Here is a 20,619-nt window from a genome sequence, read left to right on the forward strand (position 1 = left end):
TACAACCCAATTCAGACCCGGACCTTTAGTCCTATTATATTCATTATTTTCGCAAAGTTTATTCAGTATACCAGTACACCAATCGAACTAACAGTAGTGAGCAATGGGATTTTGCGCTAGATCTGTAGGTTATCGTTTACAGTCCCACTTTTGAGCTTGATAAATTCACCAATAGAGTGAGAGAGCGATCATATATTGGTTGAACAGGATAAATAATTGGTTAACAAAGAGAGATATTAGCCTTAAAGTAGGGTAAGGATTTGTCTTAGATGAGAGTTATAACAATGAAACCAACCATTAAGGATATCGTTGAGTATTCAGAGCACGATCGCTCGGTAGCACTTTTCGACTTCAACGCTGATACCCTACCCTCAGCATTCCGCTTCAACAACGTCGACGCAAGCATGACGCCTGCTGCGAAGCTTAACGCGAAGTGTCACAGTAAAGAAAATATGTACACCTCTGTGTTTCTTGAGCCTGTCGAGGGTGAAACATGGGACTGGAGTGCAATGCCGAACTTCTGTTTCGCCTTTGATGTCGATAATCTTCAATCGCGCTCTACCCAATTGTTTATCAACATCTTTAACGAAAAAGGCGAGATGCACAGCCGCTGTGTTAATGTCGCGGGTAATTCAAGCCAGACCTACATGATTGAGCTCAAAGGTGAGCTACTCAAAGGTAAGACCAACTACTATTCTGGCCTGCGTTCAAACCCAGCACCTTGGGATAGCCCGTTTGTTTATGCCACCTGGATGTGGGGCGAAATGAACATTGATTTGAGCAGCATTGCTCGCATCGAGCTTAGCGTTCAAGGCACCATGATCGACCACGAGCTGGAGTACTCAAACTTCCGCCTAATGCTCAACCCAGAAATTAACCCATCGTTCCTAACTAATGTGATTGACCAATACGGTCAAAATGCTGCGGCCGAGTACGCAGAAAAGGTTCATAACGATAAAGAGTTGGCTGAGCGCACGGCTCGTGAGTTGCAGCAGCTAAAAGAAGGCGCAATGCCAGATCGTTCGCGTTTTGGTGGCTACATCGAGGGCAAGCGTTATGAAGCAACTGGCTTCTTCCGCACCGAAAAAATTGATGGCAAGTGGTCACTGGTTGACCCAGAAGGCTACCCTTACTTTGCCACTGGTATCGATATTATTCGCCTTGCTAACGCTTACACTCAAACAGGTGTTGACTACGACCACTCACTGGTTGAGCAGCGCTCGCCTGATGACCTCACCCCTGAAGATTCAATTGAGAAGTTTGAAGTCTCAATGGAAGCTAAAAGAACCGCGTTTGTGGGCAGTGATATCCGCCGCGACTGCTTCCAATGGCTACCAAGCTACGATGAGCCACTAGGCCAGCACTATGCGTACATGCGCGAAAACTTTGAAGGTGCTCTAGACCAAGGTGAAACCTTCAGTTTCTACGCGGCAAACCTGCAGCGTAAATACGGCGAAGACTACATGGCAAAATGGCGTGAAGTCACTATGGACCGTATGCTGAACTGGGGCTTTACCTCGCTAGGTAACTGGACTGCGCCTGAGTACTACTCAAATGAGAAGATCCCATTCTTCGCTAACGGTTGGATTATCGGTAACTTCAAGACCGTAAGTAGTGGCGATGACTTCTGGGCACCAATCCCTGACCCATTTGATCCTGTGTTTAAAGAGCGCGCTGAAGCCACCGTCAAGCAAGTTCGTGAAGAGATCCAAGACACGCCTTGGTGTGTGGGTATCTTTATCGACAATGAGAAGAGCTGGGGTCGTATGGGCACCATCGCGGGTCAGCATGGTATTGCTATCCACACCCTAGGTCGCGACGTTGCCGATTGCCCAGCTAAAGTCGAGTTTATGTCAGTGTTAACTGAAAAGTACACTACCATTGAGGCACTAAACCAAAGCTGGGGCACTAATTACGACTCATGGCAAGTGATTGCTCATGGCGTTAAAGATCTTGAGCACAACGAAGCACAGCTTGCTGACTACGGCATCTTGCTAGAAGCGTTTGCAAGTCAGTACTTCAAAGTGGTGCGTGAAGCACTCAAAGCAGAGCTACCAAACCACCTATACCTAGGTTGTCGCTTTGCCGATTGGGGGATGACCCCAGATGTGGTTCGTGCTGCAGCGAAATACTGTGACGTTGTGAGCTACAACTGGTACAAAGAAGGTCTTCACCCTGCCGCCTGGACATTCCTAGAGGAAGTGGATATGCCAAGCATCATCGGTGAGTTCCATATCGGCTCGAAAGATGTCGGTTTCTATCACCCTGGATTGGTCACCGCTGACAACCAACAAGAGCGTGGTGAGATGTACGAAACCTACATGCACTCTGTCATCGATAACCCATACTTCGTTGGTGCTCACTGGTTCCAATACCTTGACTCACCAATCACTGGCCGCTCATACGATGGCGAAAACTACAACGTTGGTTTCGTCTCAACCGCTGACGTGCCATACGAAGCGATGACAGACGCTGCCAAGCGCCTACACAGCTCAATGTACAAACGTCGCTACAAGTAATAATTAGGTTATTACTACCATATACCCGAGCACAGCTCGGGTATTTTTTTAGCATAAAGATCAGACTCATCTATTTACGCCAATGTTGAAGTTGACGAATCTCGATTCTCGCTTCTAGACTCTCGCCTCTTAAAAAAAAGCCCCGTTTGCTTGCACAATCGGGGCTATTGTTAATTACTTATTGACTTTCAATTCTTGGATCTCAGGACGCAGGTATCAATTTCACTGGGATGTCGGCAACCTTGTCATCCGCACCTTCGCTAAAGGTACTGATGTGGAAGCTATTGCCTTTAGACCAGTCGGCTTCGACGCGGCCATCACCAAGCACGATATTACCGAGTTTGTTTCTGAACCAGTCCGCTAGCTCTACATACTCCGGATCGTACGCGACATTCTTTTGCTCAAGTGGGTCGGTCTCTAAATCATAGAGCGCCATTTCTGCTTTTTCTGCTGTCGTTTCCAGTGCCCATTTCATATCTTTACCAAGCTGGTCTTCTTTAACCCAGTTGTTGAAAGGACGAGTACGCATCGAGAAGCGGAAGCGGTCTGTGTGAAGGTATGCACGAGGGCCTGAGATTACATTGGCCTCACCAAGCACATAATCACGTTTAGGCAGTCTTTCATGGTAAACATCAAACAGGCTGTAACCATCAAGATAATCAAACTCTTCCTTCGTATGGTCAACCCCGGCAAAATCAAGAATAGTTGGTGCAAAGTCGACATACTCAACCATATCCGAGTACACCTTGCCAGCCGGGATCAGCGACTTGTCCGAGGCAACAACGATAGCCGCGTTCGCCACCGACTGCTTCCACTGACCAAACTTGGCCATGATTCCCTGCTCACCTAGGTGCCAACCGTGGTCACCAATGGTAAAGATGATCAGGTACTCTTGACCATTTTCTTCACTGTACTGCTTGAAGGCATCGACAGCTTGTCCAATTAGGTCATCACCATAGGCAGTAAACGCATAGTAATCTTGGATCGCTTGCTGCTTCTCTTCGTATGTCATCGGGTGGGTATCACCGGCTTTTTGCACGCGTTTTAGCTGTTCAGGCAACAGTTCAGTTTCAGAGCGGTCATACTCCGGAATTGTATATGTGTGCTGCTTAAAGCGATCACGGAACTCTTTTGGTGGCAAGACTGGTGTATGAGGAAGCGGCAAACTGATTTGTACAAATTGCGGCTTCGATGTATCCGCGCCGTTTAATCGCTTGCCATAGCTGGTTTTGTAGCGTTGATCAGCATTGTCGATATAGCTAATCATCTCTTTAATCAGGATCCCATCGATGGTGTCACCCGCAGGACGTGGATTTTCTCCGCCCAGTATGAGCGTAGGGTTGCCACGGGTGTACGAGCGGAGAATATCAAACTCCTCATCCACCTCGGCGAGTTTTTGTTTGTCTTCCTCGGTTAAATCACTGTCTTTTCTTGATATATAGTATGTCTTTTTCGAGCCATCAGGCATCAGAATGGTTTCGGTAACACCAAGTTGGGTAAAATTCTCCCCCCGCTCTACTTTAGTATAGAGGTCGCCGATGCCGTTATGAAGTAAGTCAGCTTTAAAGTTAACATAGTGATCGAACAGGCCTGCGCTATTAAAACCTTGACCCGGCCCCCAGGCGAAGATGTACGAGCCATCTTTTCCGTACAGAGAGGTCTGGTAACCAGCGTCACGCAAGGTTTGACTTACAGTTGGCGTTATAAAATCTGGATTTTGGTGTGTTAACTCAAACGCATAATGCCCATTTCTAAATGGATAACGCCCCGTCGCCAAAGAGCCACGAGATGGGCCACAAACCGGTGCATTACTATTTGCATGCACAAAGAAGGTGCCCTCTTTGGCTAATTGGTCAATATTAGGTGATTCAACATAACCAAGCGGGCTATGTTCCGTGCCGTAAACGATTTGGTTGTAAGCACTTATAGAGTCAGGTCTATGGTCATCAGTGATGATCCAAAGCACATTGGGTGCCAGTGGTGCCTCTGCCTGAGATTCAAATGTCTCTGCTTTCGCTTGCAGATTGGTTGGCTCAACGCCCTGAGTACAACCGGACAGGACGGTCGTAGCACACAGCAGTTGCATTGTTGTCGCTAATATTTTTTTGTTCATATAACTAACCATGAGTTTTTGACTGAATTCAAAAAGATCGATGTGCCTGAACGCTCCTAACCATTGGAAGCCAACAGACTTGATGCGAAAGATAGAGAAACCTCGATTCTCACCTCACTACCTGAACGATGTAACCCTCAAAATCCCTTTATGCCTGCCCTTTTCCTCTTTTATCACCCAAGTGAATACCCCACGAGCCGGTATGTGCGGACCGACTCCTGATTTTATTCGCCTTAGAAGAGGCTCCTATACAGATGCATAATTCAATTATAGCATTTTGCAGTTCAGCTAAAACCATACTAACAATTGGTAATCCAATTTACCGTGATTGGGTTAACAGCAATGACATCAAATTGACTTTTTTGTCCCGGGCGAGAAGCGAGAAGCGAGAAGCGAGAAGCGAGAAGCGAGAAGCGAGAAGCGAGAAGCGAGAAGCGAGAAGCGAGAAGCGAGAAGCGAGAAGCGAGAAGCGAGAAGCGAGAAGCGAGAAAATCTTCCAACTCAGACTACCACTGTCAAGTGTTTCACCACCTCGAGCGTAGCGTACTCGCAGGACGAAGTCCGATCTCGACTCTCGATTCTGCCGTTTAAAGAAGAAAGCCCCACGAGTTTTTACACAAGTGGGGCTAAAGAGTACTAATAAAGGAGCACTTAGATAGCAGGAATAATATCTGCTGGAATGTCAGCGACTTTATCGTCTGCGCCTTGAGCGAAATCACTGATGTGGTAGCTATTGGCTTTTGACCAGTCTGCTTCGGCACGGCCATCACCTACTGCGATGTTACCCAGCTTAGTTCTAAACCAGTCAGCCAGCGCTGCGTACTCTGGATCGTAGGCAACGTTCTTCTGCTCTAGTGGATCGTGAGCCAAGTCATACAGTGCCATCTCTGCTTTTTCTGGCGTCGTTTCCAGTACCCACTTAAGGTCTTGGCCTAGCTGCGATTCATTCACCCAGTTACTGAATGGACGAGTGCGCATAGAGAAGCGGAAACGCTCGGTGTGCAGGTAAGCACGAGGTCCTGAGATAACGTTCGCTTCACCTAGAACGTATTCACGTTTTGGTAGACGCTCATGATAAACATCAAACAGGCTGTAACCATCTAGGTAATCAAACTGGCTATCGTTAATATCTACACCTGCAGCATCAAGAGCGGTGGGACCAAAGTCAACGTATTCGATGAAGTCTTTATACACTTTACCTTCTGGGATCAGTGATTTATCCGAAGACACAACGATAGCTGCGTTACCTACTGACTGTAGCCACGGGCCAAACTTCGCCATTTGACCTTGCTCGCCTAAGTGCCAGCCGTGATCGCCAATGGTAAAGATGATCAGATACTCTTGACCATTCTCTTCACTGTATCTCTTGAAGGTTTCAACTGCTTTACCAATCAAGTCATCACCATGCGCCGCGAACGCGTAGTAGTCTTGAATAGCTTGCTGTTTCTCTTCGTAGGTCATTGGGTAAATATCACCCGTTTTTTGTACGGCTTTTAGCTGATCTGGCAGCAACTCTGTCTCTGAGCGATCGTACTCAGGAATGTTGTATGTGTGCTGCTTAAAGCGATCACGGATCTCTTTAGGTGGCAGTACTGGTGTATGTGGCAAATGGAAACCAAGCTGAAGATACTGTGGCTTACTAGAATCCGCACCCTGCGCAAGCTTACCAAAGCTGGTTCTGAAGCGTTTGTCAGCGTTGTCTAGGTAAGCTTGGAACTCTTTTACAATGTACGCATCTACCGTTTCGTCAGCTGGTTGAGGGTTTTCACCACCCAAAATCAGGTCCGTGTTCCAACGCGTATAAGCGCGTAAAATTTCGAACTCTTCGTTGACCTCTTCTTTAGCTCTAATATCCTCTTCCGTTAACGGTTCATTATTCCGTTTGAGGAAATAGGTCTTCTTCGTCCCGTCCGGGTAAAGTACTGTCTCCGTCAAGCCTTGGTTAACAAACTCACCAGAATCATTGTGACCCCATTGAACCTTGGTGAATAGATCCCCAATGCCGTTGGCTTGAAGGTCTGATTTAAAGTGAACTTTATAGTCGAAAAGACCAGCGTCATGGAAGCCTTGGCCTGGTCCCCATTTGAAAATGTACGAGTCTTCCTTACCAAATACTGAGGTTTGGTAGCCCGCATCACGGATAGACTCTGAAATTGTTGGTCTGACAAAGTCAGGATTTTGGTGTGTCAACTCAAAGGCATAGTGACCGTTACGGAATGGATAACGACCCGACAACATTGAGCCACGAGAAGGACCACAAACTGGAGAGTTACTATTCGCGTTAGTAAAAAGAACCCCTTCTTTGGCTAATTGGTCAACGTTTGGCGATTCAACATAACCCAGAGGGCTGTTTTTGGTGCCGTACATCACTTGGTTATAGGCACTGATTGAGTCTGGTCGCTGGTCATCGGTGATGATCCATAAGATGTTAGGACCCGTTTGCGAGTCAAAAGACTCCGCTTTTGCCTGTAGATTACTGTTATCAACGCTTTGACTACAACCCGAAATGACCGCGGTTGCAAACATCACTTGCATTGTTTTCGCTAAAAGTTTTTTATCCATATTTCTAACCATTAGTTGAACACTAAAATGAAAACTTCTTCCTAGAAAAGCCCAAATGGACTTGTAAAATAGTGGGGCGACTGACACGTGAAACGAACATAACTATTTTGCTAAATGACGAATCGATTTGAATATGTCAGCCATAGTTAAACCAACTTAACGTTGACTGCTTAACGCAGTTTAAAGATGGCAACTGTTGATTTTTCAGACGAGAATCTTTCGTCTTACCTTCAGTGACTCTTCTTCGTAACTGTTAACCCTGCTGCTACCTTCCTAGTATCAATACAGAGATAATCATTGACTGTTACCTTGCTCACCGAAGGGGTGTCTTTTCTTTAGTTTTACCTCAGCCAATCAAGAAAAAACGAACGTCCTTGTTGCGGTTTTTTTCGCTACCAAGTGCAATTTCACCGGTAACATTTAAATCGGCGGCTAACCGATTATGGAAGTGATGTACACCACAAATACGCTTAGCTGAGCTAAGAAGTCCGTACCACCCACTTCACTAAATGCAATAATAGCAATTGGTCGCTCAATTTACCGTGATTTGGTTAACATCATGCAAACTTCGGTCAACATTTTATTGTGAACCAAAGGGGCGAGGTACGGGGGCGGGCTATGCCCTACGGGGTGCGAGGACTTATCGCAAATGGTGGGTTACTCGCACCTCGGAACGGAGTGTAACTCGCACCCCGCCCCTAAAAAAAACGACCCTATTTAGGGTCGTTTTTTGTAATGGGCACTGCAATATTAGACTTCGTACTGAGCAATCTTATCCCAATCGAACTCCACACCAATACCTGGCTCATCCGATGCAACCGCACGGAAGTTTTCAACTACTAGTGGTCGTTTGGTGTATTCATCAATCGGGAAGCTATGAACTTCTAGCCAACCGGTATCGAAAGCAGAAACCAAGCTAACGTGCAGTTCCTGCATACCGTGGGTACAGACTGGTATGTTGTTTTCGGTGATCAAATCAGCGGCTTTCAACCAACCCGTGATACCACCACAGTTTGATGCGTCAGGCTGACAGAAACCAAGTTTTGCCTGATCCATCGCGTAACCAAACTCATGGATAGTATGCAGGTTCTCACCCATTGCCAAAGGAATACTGGTGTTTTCCGCGATCTTAGCAAAGCCTTTGTAGTCATCTGGCAGTGTTGGCTCTTCAAACCAAGTGATATCGTACTGCTCTACTGCTTTTGCAAGTTCAATAGCTTGCTCGACAGTCAACGAGTAGTTGGCATCAATCATAAACGTGATGTCAGGGCCAATTAGTTCGCGTACCGCCTTGATGCGATCGATATCCTCTTGCATATTTGGTCGACCGATCTTGATCTTAACAGCGTTAAAACCACTCTCAAGGTAACCGCGGATATTGTTCAGCAGTTTCTCTAGTGGGAACTGCAGGTCGATGCCGCCGCAGTAAGCCTTACAGGTGTTGTTTTTGCCACCCGCCATTTTCCACAGTGGTAGACCTTCACGCTTACCTTTCAGATCCCAAAGGGCAATATCCACCGATGACATTGCAAAGGTAGAGATACCACCACGACCTACGTAGTGGATATGCCACTCCATAAAGTCGTAGATCTCTTCGATTTGAGTGGCATCTTTGCCAATCAAGTGTGGCTGGATGTCATGCTCAAGCATTGCCTTGATTGAGTAACCACCTTTACCGCCAGTGTAGGTGTAACCAGTACCCTGTGAACCATCTTCCAATGTAATGGTTGTGGTGATCAGTTCGAAGTGGTCATGATCGCCGTGTTTAGCATCGGACAAGATCTCTTTCAACGGGATCTTAAACAGTTTGGTTTCAATATTCTTAATTGCTGTGTTCATTACTACTACTACCTGTCTTAAACGTTAGCGACGATTTCACGCACGAGACGACCGATTTCATCCCAAGCGCCATCGTTGATCAGTGATTTATCAACCATCCAAGTACCGCCGCAGGCCAGTACGGCAGGCAGTGCTAGATAATCGTGGATATTTTTTGGGCTCACGCCACCTGTTGGCATCACCTTGATCTGTTGGTAAGGACCAAGCAGTGATTTCAACATCGCAAGACCGCCAGATGCCTCTGCTGGGAAAAACTTCACCGTGTCGATGCCAAGCTCGAGTGCCTGCTCAACCAAAGAAGGGTTATTCACACCTGGGATGATAGTAATATTATGTTTTTGACTAGCTTTTACTGTGCTCGGGTTCAAGCCTGGAGAAACAATAAAGTCGGCACCTGCCTCTTTTGCTTCGATTACTTGAGCTTCATTCAATACTGTGCCAGCGCCAATCAGCATTTCTGGGTAAGCTTTACGCAATAAACGGATAGATTCCGCCGCCGCATCTGAGCGGAAAGTGATCTCAGCAACAGGCAGGCCGTTTTCAGCCAATTGCTTACCTAAAGGAAGGATATCTTCTGCATTGTCCAGTGCAATGACTGGAACTACTTTCAATTCCGCCAAGCGTTGATTTAAATCGTTCATCATAGTCCCTTATTTTGCTTCTGCGAGTCTTGCCAGTACTTGTTCAAACGTTGGTAGTGGCGCGACCGCACCATAGCCTGTGATCGTGATTGATGCCGTTGCATTGGCATAAGCCAAACATTTTTCGAGCGGTTCGCCGTTAACAAAGTGGGTACAGAATGAACCCGCAAACGAATCGCCTGCCGCAGTTGCATCAACCGGTGTTACCTTGTGCGGACGAACAAAATGGCGTTGATTACCATCAGCAACCGTAGCGCCGTCACCACCTTGCTTAAGCACAACTACTTTGGCACCCTGTTTTAGGTAGTAGTCGATAATGTCGTCTGGTTGCTCAAGGCCCGTTACCAATCGTGCTTCATCTAAGCTTGGGAAACAGATATCAACCAATGATGCTGTTTCATTGATAATTGCGCGCGCGCGTTGCAGTGACCACAACTTAAGACGCAAGTTGGTGTCGTAGGAAACTAATGTGCCATTTTGTTTGGCTGTCTCGATTGCCGCAAAGACAGAATCACAGCTAGAGTCGCTGATCGCTTGAGTGATTGCGGTAACATGCAGCAGTTTAGCGTTGGCAATCGCCTGTTGTGGCAAATCTGCCGGTGTGATACGGCTTGCTGCTGAGTTTTTACGCAAGAAAGAGAAGTGGTGACCGTCCTCATCGTGAGTAATAAAGTACACGCCTGTTGCAACGCCCGGTAGCGTTTTTACTGCTTTTGCATCAACACCTTGCTCTTGCCACAACTCCAAGAAGCGCTTACCAAACTCATCATCACCCAGTTGAGTCAACATACCCACTGACGCGCCTTGACGCGCTGCAGCAATCGCAAAGTTAGAGGCATCACCACCAAACCCGCTTAAAAAGTCTGCAGAACCACTACCGGCCTGAGCCACTTGGCTGAACTCAAACATTGGCTCACCAAAGCTGAGAATTTCGCTAAATCCTGTGCTGTCCATCGAGTCTATCTCTCCCTTCATCTGTCAGTTCTATCTCGACAATCTTAAACATTTCGGCGCCAAATACCTAAATGGCAACCACTTAGCACAAATAGTAAGTAACAACACCACTATGGTCAACCAATTACACATAAGATTTACCAACTCAGATCACATTTCCTATTCATAAGCAAAATCGGCGTTACAGGCTATTTTTTAACCTCAATAACATTGTTTGAAAACGATACCACCATCACAAAAAACACTAAAATACAGATTTGGTTAACCAGTATTTGACATCTGGTCGCTTATGTGTGATTTTGGTCACTGAAATCAGTCTGATTGAACAGTATAAATCTAGGCATTGGTTAATCAATTAACTCTGAAGGTTGAACATGAACAGTTTAGATATTGAAAAAGCGAGATATACCACCCAAACAACGTATGCTCGTGAAGAATTAACAACAGACATCGTGCATATCGGTTTTGGGGCGTTTCACCGCGGACATCAAGCTGTTTACAACGATTTAACGAATGACATCACAGGCTCTCGCTGGGGCATTTGTGAGATCAATATGTTTGGCCCTTCTGATCTGATTAACGATTTGAACGCACAACAAGGTCTATTCACCGTTGTAGAAAAGTCGGCAACAGAAACAGAAACTCGCTTAGTTCGTACCGTAACAGAATCAATTCACACACCGGATACCGGTATCCAAGCGGCAATCGATAAGCTACTTGAACCGCAAGTCAAAATCGTTTCTCTCACTATCACCGAAAAAGGCTACTGTGTTGACCCACAATCACGTCGTCTAGATGTGAACAACCCGCTTATCGCACACGATTTACAACAGCCACAAGCACCGCAATCGGCTATTGGCCTGATCACTGAGGCGTTAAGACTTCGCCAAGAAGCGGGTCTACCGGCATTTAGCGTCCTGTCTTGTGACAACATTCCTGAAAACGGTCATTTAACTCGCGATGCAGTTCTAGAGTTCGCTGAGTTGTGCAGCCCTGAACTCAAAGGCTGGATTGAGAGCAATGCCTCATTCCCAAGCACTATGGTTGACCGAATTGTTCCAGCAATGACACCAGATCAGTTTGATGTTATCGAGCAAGAAACTGGTTACCGTGACCCTTGTGGCGTGGTATGTGAAGACTTCCGTCAGTGGGTAGTCGAAGACAACTTCGTTGCGGGTCGCCCAGATTGGGATGCAGCTGGCGCGATGCTCGTTGAAGATGTACTGCCCTATGAAGAAATGAAACTGCGCATGCTAAACGGCAGCCACTCATTCCTTGCTTACAACGGCACGCTAGCGGGCTACGAGTTCATCTATCAGTGTATGCAAGACTCACAACTGCGCGATGTCACGCTATCCCTGATGAAAGAAGAGCAGGCCAAGTCACTTAACCCAAGCCTAAGCGTTGACCTTGATGAGTATGCAGAGCTTCTTGTTGCCCGCTTTAGTAACCAGAATATCAAGCACAAAACTGGTCAAATCGCGATGGACGGTTCACAAAAACTGCCACAACGCGCCGTTGATCCATTCCTAACGCTTCACGAGCGCGGCATTGCCACACGTTGCCTGCCAGTGCTTATCGCAGGTTGGATGCACTTTGTGATCAACGCAGTACAAACCGGTAGCGAATTGGTTGACCCACTGGCTGATACCTTCGCTGAGATTGTAAAAGGTACAGCAACCAAACTTGAGATGGCCAACGAGCTATTAAAAGTCGAGAAAGTCTTCGGCGACAACGCAGAACAACACAAATTATTTAAGCAACAGACACTGAGTGCATTTGAACGCATTGAAGAGAACGGCATCAAGCAGATGTTTGCCGAGCTAACTCAGTAATTTGAATTCCAGGATTGAAACAATGAAAACTCTAATTTGTAACGAACCAAACTCGATCGAATACATCGAACGCGATATTCCGACTATCGAGGCAAACGAAGTACTACTAAAGATCAATGCGGTTGGTATCTGTGGTACCGACATCCACGCTTACGCGGGTCGTCAACCATTCTTCTCTTACCCACGCGTACTTGGTCACGAAATTTGTGGTACAGCTGAGAAAGTGGGTGAAGCATGTAAAACGGCGCAAGCTGGTGAGCGTTTCTCAGTCATCCCTTGTATCCCATGTGGCGAATGTGCAGCATGTGAAGAAGGCAAAACTAACTGCTGTGAGAATGTATCGCTTTACGGCGTGCACCAAGACGGTGGTTTCTCTGAGTACCTCGCGGTTTACGAAGACAACCTAGTCAAACTGCCAGACAATGTTTCTGCCTCTGAGGGCTCTCTGGTTGAATGTTTCGCTATCAGTGCCCATGCCGTTCGTCGCGCTGAAGTTCGCCCAGGAAACAATGTCCTTGTTGTCGGCTCAGGCCCAATCGGTCTTGCTGCAGCTGCCATCGCAAAAGCGGAAGGCGCTAGCGTCGCGGTAGCAGACGTTGACGCAGGTCGCCGTGAGCACGTTGAAACTAAATTAAACGTGCCAGCACTAAACCCATTGGAAGAAGGCTATGAAGCAGCGCTTAAAGACGCGTTTGGCGGTCGCCTACCATGCACAGTGCTTGATGCAACGGGCAACAAAGGCTCAATGAGCCGCAGTGTTGAACTGATCCGCCATGGCGGCAAGATTGTCTTCATTGGCCTATATATTGGTGACTTGGTCCTTGACGATCCAACGTTCCATAAGAAAGAGACCACGCTACTAAGTAGTCGTAATGCTACTCGCCAAGACTTTGAAAAAGTCATTGAACTGATGGCGGCAGGAAAAATTTCTCAAGACATCATGAAAAACAAAGACTACGACTTCCAAACTTTCGGCAACACCTACAAGCAAGACGTTGTAGAGAACCGTGACTTGGTTAAAGGCGTGATTAACTTCTAAAGGATTAGGACAAGTATTATGACAACTGTAAATGTAAAAGAAGCCGATCTACGCGAATTGGCACTGAAAAAACTCACTGCCGCTGGTCTTGACCAAAGCACCGCTCAGGAAGTGACTGATGTACTGGTACACGCTGATAAAACTGGCGTTCACTCTCACGGTGTTATGCGCGTTGAGCACTACTGCACACGTATCGCGGCAGGCGGCCTTAACAAGAGCGCTGAGTTCAGCATCGAACAGGTTTCACCGTCAGTAGCTGTACTCGATTCTGATGATGGTATGGGTCACTCTGCACTGATTGCTGCGACTAAGCACGGCATCGAGATGGCGGCTGAAACAGGTCTTGGTTTTGTGAGCGTGAAAAACACTTCTCACTGTGGTGCCCTATCTTACTTTATGGAACAGGCAACGTCGAAAGGCATGATCGCAATTGCGATGACGCAAACTGACACCTGTGTAGCACCACACGGGGGCGCTGAGCGTTTCCTTGGTACTAACCCAATTGCGTTTGGTTTCCCGGTAGAGGGTTCACACCCAATGATCGTTGATATGGCAACCAGTGCAACAGCGTTTGGTAAGCTTCTACATGCTAAAGAGACGGGTCAACAAATTGGTGAAGGTCTAGCTATCGATAAAGATGGTCATCAAACAACCGATCCACACCAAGTTGAAAACCTTCTACCATTTGGTGCTCACAAAGGTTCTGGTATCGCGCTGGCAATCGACGCTCTGACTGGCGTCTTGATGGGAGCAAACTTCGGTAACCACATCACGCGTATGTACGGCGAATACGACAAGATGCGTAAGCTAGCAAGCCTTGTGATCGTTATCGACCCAACTCGTCTAGGCACGCCGCTATTCTCAACAACAATGGCTGTGATGATGCAAGAGCTTCGCGCAGTACGTCCAGTACCTGGTGTTGATAAGGTTCGTGCGCCAAACGATCCACAAGTGGAGTACAAGGCTCAGTGCGAAGCGAATGGTATCCCAGTCGCACAAGGTGTTTACGATTACCTTGTAAGCTAGATTCTCCTTTTAACTATCCTCTCCATTGTTAGTTAAGCATTGCTGCAGCTCGTTGATAGTCTCGGGCCGCAGCTTTTTTTTTTGATTCGAGAAGCGAGAGGCGAGAGGCGAGGACGATCGCTGTAGCTTCTCGATTCTTGTTTTAAGGCTTCACGTGCCTCTAGATTCGATGCCTTTTCATTTTGTAACTCCAATTATGTAAGAGGAGTTCCTTTCCAATTATCCCTATGCTAGAACCGATATAGTACTGATGCGTTTCCTGCGATGATTTCGCTGTCGTAGAAGTTGACATCTGAATCGCCGTTTACCCAAGCTACACCAAACAGCAAATCGACGTTCGGATCGGGAAATAGATTGCGGATAAATACTGAGCTGCTTAATCCAAAGCCGAAAGTGTCCGGTTTTTTGTCAAATATTGGATTGGCCTCATCGTAGTCTCGCTGGGACACAAAAGAGGTCACTACCCATGAGTAATCGTTATCGACATACAAGTATGAGAGTTGAAATTGGTAACTGTCTGATGAGGCGGCGGCACCATCACTGTCAAAGCGGGTGTAGGTAAATTCCGGTGACACCTTCTGATTGGGGGCGATATCTAACAGAGATAACACCTCCAAGCGGTGAATAGCCCCTTCTCTATTTAGCTTGTTTTGCTGTGTCGAATTCAATCGACCCAGGTTCACCAATGCTTCCCCACTGCGTTCTTGGTCTATATCGACATTACGATAGGTGTAAGCCACACCGATAGGCGCTTGGAATATATCATCCCACGCCACTTTAAAGCCGCTAGAATCGCGATTAGAACGCTTTCTTTTTTCCCCGACTAAGAACGGGTCCTCCCAGACTTCAGTTGGTATGGTAGAAAATAGGTAGCTTGCAGATAAGGTCCCTAGCCCATCTAACTTATGCTTAATGCCCAACTGCTGTGAAAGGTCGAGGCGAACCAAGTCGGCCAGCGCATTACCCGCAAATATCTGCGTCTTGCCATCACTAAAGGTATATCGAATATCAAGTTGGATATCGGGCGAAAAGCTTGCTTCACTGCTTGGGGAGGAGCTTAGGCTCGACACCTGTTCATTATCAAGGTCAACAAAACGATTGCCGCCAATAAAGTTAGATTCAACATGAAAGTAAGCGGCCCCACCACCAACCACACCGCTGAAGCCAGGCTTACTCGGTATGGGGTTGATAGTAGACGCTAAGGTGCCGAAGGCGGACATGAACAACACAAAAGCTAAGCAAATTTTATAATTCACCATGAACTCCCCCATACTGTGACAGTTATCATTAACCCTCGTAGTATAGGCAATTAAACTGTCACTAGGTGATCAAATCAGCGCCTGTTGCTGGCGGCTACTGCTTAGCTTAGCGCATCGTTTCCATTGCAAAAAAGCCTGTCTTATCTATTTTTTTAACCTCAACACCAAAAGCCGAGGCTGTTTTATACCACCAGCCTCGAGAACAGGTGGTCAGTGAGCCAATAGCAACTCAACAGCGCAATGCTGTATTTTGCCAACTGTATGTTCTGCTCAACATCTTGCAATGAAAACTGAAAGGAACGAGCAACCTTTGCGATAACGAGAACCACCGCTAAGAGTGACAACTGTGCCGTTTCAATACCAAGGTTAAAATAGAACAATTCGACGGCACTATGTTCAGCAACTTGCGTCTCTGCAACCGCACCGTACATAGCTATACCATGGAACATGCCTAAGACGATAAACAAATAAATGGGCACACGATGTTTTTGCTGATATTGAATGCTCTGATAGGTCATAAGCACCAAGCTCAGATAAATAGCAAACGAGGCGGCATCGCTCGATATTATTCCATACAGCCAAGGAGCAACTAGCATTGACAACAGGTGCGAAGCGGTAAAAAGACTGACTGCCTTTACTAATTTAACCGTAGTTTGATACAAGAGAACAATCATAAGCACTAAAAATACATGCTCGATACCCGACAACATATGAACAAAGCCTGTTTTGAAGGAGAAAGCCTCCGTCGTTTGTGCCTGTTCAGTGAGAGTGAAGTGATCGGCATGCTTGGTCTCTATAACCGAGCTTTGCCCATGCCTATTAAGGTAATTAACTACAATGTTGACGTGCAAGTTTTGAATAACATACTCTACCGCCACCTCATTACCGACCAAAGACTCGGTGCAACTGAGAAGGTAATAGTCCGGAAGCAGCGATTCATTTTGACAAAATGCCGGAAACACTAGACTCGGTGTATTGCCATTGTCGCCTTTACTACTTGGTGTCACGACCACCCGATACACATGCTCCTCTGGCTCTGAAATTGAAATAAACATCGAGTCGAGCGTATGAGCTGTGACTATACCCGGCCAAAGAGATACTAGACATACTAGAGAGAGGAAGACACGCTTAAACATCTGGCTCACCGCTTAGCTCAAGATCATAAGTCACATCAAAGTTATCAGTCATGGCTTGGAGTTCTTGTTGGTACCGAACCGACAACGTAGACATCAGTAACTCGTTCGCCACCTGTTCTTTAATCTGGTGAAAAGGAACGGGTACTCTCGGCTGATAATCCGTGACGCGGTATAAATGGTAGCCAAAGCGTGTCTCAAACCCAGCTTGCCACTCGTTTAATCGGTGAGGGACGCTTGCATCCGCAAAAATTTGCTGCTGAATCTGTGTTCCAAATATCGCTCTGAGTCTAGATTCATCAGCCTGATGAAAAACGGTGGGCATGTGCTCTACATCTGAGATGTCATCAGCGGCAATGCTAGGTGTTTGCGCTAACTCTAGCAGCAAGCTTTCAACCGTATCCTGAGAGGGACTAGACAAATTTATCAGCTCAAGATTTATGGTCGCCTCATCTACGTATTTGTCTAAGTTGTTTGCGTAGTAGTTGTGTACTTCCCGCTCACTCAAATCAATCTCAGCGAGCAGCCTCATCTCTATCGCATTCTGCGCCTTATCGATAATAATGGTCTTGATATCATTATCATCTTCACCCAAACCTGCTCGTTTACCATAGTCGTAAAGCACTTCATTGGTCACCAGTGTATTAAACAGGCGCTTTTGCCCGTCATGGTCTAAACCATTAAGAACATTCTCAAAGCCCGACTGGTTTGTGATCTCTAAATCATGGTAAAGAAAGTCATAAACACTTCGATCGTCAATCACAATCGTATTTTCAATTTGTGCCAAATGGTAGTCTGCAACGCAGTAAAGGAACGAGAGGCCAAAAAAAGTGGCAAAAGTAGTGTTTGTTTTCATCTTGTAACTCTGTATACAGAGCAGCCCCTAGGGCTGCTCTTTTCAAACGATAGATTATCGTGAAGCGGACAACGCTGACCCTTTATTGACTAGTGCATAATGACCGTCTTGGTTAGACAAGAACCAAACCAGTCTTTGCTGTGAGTCAATACCGTGAATCAAGTGACGGTCTGTATCTATCAAGTTCGATACCTCATCCGGCAACTCACCACCAGCTTGAAGATAGCTGTCTTGGAACGGTGTATCTGTTTCAAGCGCACCATCAGGATGGGCCATTGATACCCACTGCCCCAACTCTTGATCAAAGCGAGCTGGCTCAACCGAATCGAGACTTACCCCTTTTGGTACCACAAAGCCCAGAGCGTATAGGTCACCAAAGTTGTCGCCGATAAAGCCATCAATTTCCTCACCATAGTCGATACGATTCTCATGAAAACGTTCGTCGTTGGTTGCCTGCAAAACACCACCGTGGTTTAGGTGCGCACCATCTTGCTGCTGCGTACCACTCACTAGAAGGACATCCGTGATCGTCTCACTGCCATTGGCATCAGAGAGGAATGAGAAGGTCAACAGGGTATCTTGGTTCTGTTCACGAGCCTCACCACCATAAGAACCACCTGTGTCTCCACTGGCGTTGTAGGTGTTGAAGGTATAGTTGATATAGTTCAACAACTGAGCCTGGGTGCCAACGTAATCGTCGTCAGCATGCGACGCTAAGTGGATCAATCCCGTCTCAGCTTGATTATTGCTTTCACTATCCAAGATAAAACTGTGTGCGCCCTTCACCTTACTGAAACGGTCAATTTCAAGCCATGGAATACCCTCATAATCAAACGCATCCCAGTTTTCATTCGCCTCATACTCATCCTGATGACTCTGTTTATATTTGTGTGGCGCCACATAAGCGGTGTAGTCGATGAGATTACCTTGGATGTTGAAAATAGAAGCGTTAAGGCCGACAGTTTCAAGAGAAGACATAGTATGTCGACCAACAATTCGCTCGTGATAGCTTTCCGTATCACTGTGCGCGCCGGCAAAATAACGCGTGCTGTACTCTTTGAACGACGCATTGCCTGAGATCATGTGATCGAAGTAATTGACCGGCACCTGTTTTTGTAGCTCTACATCAACATTTCGATCTTCATCCGCCAAGATCACTGAACGGGCATATTGATGGTCATGACCAGACACGTAAGTGATATTGTTGTCGGCAAAGTACTCCATGACTTCCTGACGTAAGGCAATGCCCTGCTCGGTTGGTCGGTCAAGAATAGAGCCCCAAGAGTCGATAGATGTCCAACGACCATTTCTGCGGCGACCGAACATAGGATCGTGGGTCGCTAGGAAAATATGGTCTACCTGATCACGGTATTTCTCGACCATCTCTTTAATCCACGGGAAGGTGGTTACCCAAGAGTTCCGGCCAATCTCACTTGCATTATCGTGGATATACGCGTCCATCATAATAACTAATACGTTATCCGTTACACTCGCGTAAGTCAGTCCTTCGTAGTTCGGCATCTGCTCGGCGTGTTCGGTCATATGATTGACATTACGCCTAAAAATATTCGCCCCCATCGAAGGGTCGAGACCATCTGGGAAAATTTCATGGTTACCACGAACAGGCAGGATCTTCATCTCACTATCTTCAAGATATTTATCCATCACACGCAGCCAATGATCATACTCATATTGAGTATTCATGTTGGTAATATCACCTACTGCAAGTACAAGATCGACATCCTGCTCCGCATAGAAGTTCATGATCCCGTCTTGTAGCAACCACGAGTTATTGAAGTTGTCCCCTTGCGTATCTGGTACGATACCGATTCGAAGGGCACTCTCATCACTGTTAAATTCAGCTGTATATTGACCAGCGCTGTTAATGTGTTTGTTACGGGATTCTGCATGGAAAAGCGCACGAGCCATATACTCCTCAGCGAGTGCAGGCGTCACAACGTCATCCTCGTCAAGAATGCCATTGTCTGCAAGCGACTCTAGGATATTTGCCAGCCCATCAAGCTTGTAACCTGTTGTTGAAGTTGCGTTGGTGAAGTATGACATCGCATAGGCAAGTTCATTCAGGTCATTAAAACCCGTCTCACCTAAGGTATTCAACCTCTGCACATCACTTGGTAATAGAGATAAAAGTTGCTGATAGTCCGCGTAACCTAACTGGTTTTCAACCACATACTGACTGATACCGGTTGTTAGTGGGTTAATGATTAACTCCTCAAGTTCACCTGCCACAACCAGCGCAGATAGCTTGTGACCCTCAAAGCTCGTTTCAAATGACTTATCACTTTCCAGACCTGCGCGGTTAAGTCGTCCACCTTCGACCTCAATCAGGTAGGTTTCATCTTCTTTTAGGCTTTTATCACCACCAGGAAAAGCAAATCGACCAAAATTGCTGGTGGTTACCTCAACGACATGATCGCTATCTAAGCTAATAGCGGTAACCTTGGCCCCTAATACAAAGTCATCAACTGCATAACCGGTTAGTGATGGTGGCAATGGCGGATCAATAGGTGGATCAGTAGGTTTGTCGGTATCATTAGAACTATTACAAGCCGTCAAAATAGCGGCGGTAAGTAGAGTTACTGCAACTCTCATTATTATCTCCAGTTAATTGAATTAGCTTTCGACTCTCAAACTTATCGAAAGCATCAAACCGTAAGTCTTCGATTTGAACGAGGAGATAATGGTGCCAAATTATGACATTTACATAACAAAATATTGCAACACACCCAATAATCAGATGTTCACACTATTATTGATAACACTATAATTTATAACGTAAATGATCAATTTACTGTAGAGAAATTCGCTTACACACCTTAAAC

Annotated in this window: 13 protein-coding genes; 4 read left to right on the forward strand and 9 right to left on the reverse strand. The window is 46.3% G+C overall.

The annotated features are described in order from the left end of the window. Positions 1-284 precede the first annotated feature (284 nt). Complete coding sequence (locus tag ACSTTG_RS09220; protein WP_438474572.1) at positions 285-2,519, forward strand: beta-galactosidase; 2,235 nt, start codon at positions 285-287, stop codon at positions 2,517-2,519. Positions 2,520-2,721: 202 nt separating this feature from the next. Here the strand turns inward: ACSTTG_RS09220 and ACSTTG_RS09225 are convergent, their stop codons facing one another. From ACSTTG_RS09225 to ACSTTG_RS09245, 5 genes are all read right to left on the reverse strand, one after another. Beyond that, complete coding sequence (locus ACSTTG_RS09225; protein ID WP_438474573.1) at positions 2,722-4,632, reverse strand: sulfatase-like hydrolase/transferase; 1,911 nt, start codon at positions 4,630-4,632, stop codon at positions 2,722-2,724. A 651-nt stretch (positions 4,633-5,283) separates the two neighbouring features. Further along, positions 5,284-7,194, reverse strand: a complete 1,911-nt coding sequence (locus ACSTTG_RS09230; protein WP_438474574.1) for a sulfatase-like hydrolase/transferase — start codon at positions 7,192-7,194, stop codon at positions 5,284-5,286. Positions 7,195-7,944: 750 nt separating this feature from the next. Then, positions 7,945-9,033, reverse strand: a complete 1,089-nt coding sequence (locus ACSTTG_RS09235; protein WP_438474575.1) for a 3,6-anhydro-alpha-L-galactonate cycloisomerase — start codon at positions 9,031-9,033, stop codon at positions 7,945-7,947. A 17-nt stretch (positions 9,034-9,050) separates the two neighbouring features. Next, positions 9,051-9,674 (reverse strand): bifunctional 4-hydroxy-2-oxoglutarate aldolase/2-dehydro-3-deoxy-phosphogluconate aldolase, encoded by a 624-nt coding sequence (locus ACSTTG_RS09240; protein ID WP_438458736.1) that lies wholly within the window; start codon positions 9,672-9,674, stop codon positions 9,051-9,053. Between the two features lie 9 nt (positions 9,675-9,683). After that, positions 9,684-10,649 (reverse strand): sugar kinase, encoded by a 966-nt coding sequence (locus tag ACSTTG_RS09245; RefSeq protein WP_438474576.1) that lies wholly within the window; start codon positions 10,647-10,649, stop codon positions 9,684-9,686. A 353-nt stretch (positions 10,650-11,002) separates the two neighbouring features. Between ACSTTG_RS09245 and ACSTTG_RS09250 the strand changes: the two genes are divergently transcribed. Genes ACSTTG_RS09250 through ACSTTG_RS09260 form a run of 3 tightly spaced genes read left to right on the forward strand, consistent with a single transcriptional unit; the run spans position 11,003 to position 14,528 of the window. Beyond that, positions 11,003-12,463, forward strand: a complete 1,461-nt coding sequence (locus ACSTTG_RS09250; protein WP_438474577.1) for a mannitol dehydrogenase family protein — start codon at positions 11,003-11,005, stop codon at positions 12,461-12,463. Between the two features lie 22 nt (positions 12,464-12,485). Further along, positions 12,486-13,502, forward strand: coding sequence for a zinc-binding alcohol dehydrogenase family protein (locus ACSTTG_RS09255; protein ID WP_438474579.1), 1,017 nt, complete (start codon positions 12,486-12,488; stop codon positions 13,500-13,502). A gap of 18 nt (positions 13,503-13,520) precedes the next feature. Then, on the forward strand, positions 13,521-14,528 hold the full coding sequence (locus tag ACSTTG_RS09260) for an Ldh family oxidoreductase (protein ID WP_438474580.1): 1,008 nt from the start codon (positions 13,521-13,523) through the stop codon (positions 14,526-14,528). 230 nt (positions 14,529-14,758) lie between these two features. Here the strand turns inward: ACSTTG_RS09260 and ACSTTG_RS09265 are convergent, their stop codons facing one another. From ACSTTG_RS09265 to ACSTTG_RS09280, 4 genes are all read right to left on the reverse strand, one after another. Continuing rightward, entirely contained in the window at positions 14,759-15,784 is a 1,026-nt protein-coding gene (locus ACSTTG_RS09265; RefSeq protein ID WP_438474581.1) for a DUF2860 family protein, read from the reverse strand. Between the two features lie 185 nt (positions 15,785-15,969). After that, a complete protein-coding gene (locus ACSTTG_RS09270) occupies positions 15,970-16,923 on the reverse strand; it encodes a HupE/UreJ family protein (protein WP_438474582.1) in 954 nt (317 codons plus the stop codon). Next, on the reverse strand, positions 16,916-17,776 hold the full coding sequence (locus ACSTTG_RS09275; protein WP_438474583.1) for a peptidylprolyl isomerase: 861 nt from the start codon (positions 17,774-17,776) through the stop codon (positions 16,916-16,918). Before ACSTTG_RS09275 ends, ACSTTG_RS09270 begins: the two co-directional genes overlap by 8 nt. Positions 17,777-17,830: 54 nt before the next feature. After that, positions 17,831-20,389: a metallophosphoesterase family protein gene (locus tag ACSTTG_RS09280; RefSeq protein ID WP_438474584.1), complete on the reverse strand. Its 2,559-nt coding sequence runs from the start codon at positions 20,387-20,389 to the stop codon at positions 17,831-17,833. Positions 20,390-20,619: the final 230 nt, after the last annotated feature.

Source organism: Vibrio glycogenivorans, assembly GCF_051660965.1.
Classification (GTDB): Bacteria; Pseudomonadota; Gammaproteobacteria; order Enterobacterales; family Vibrionaceae; genus Vibrio.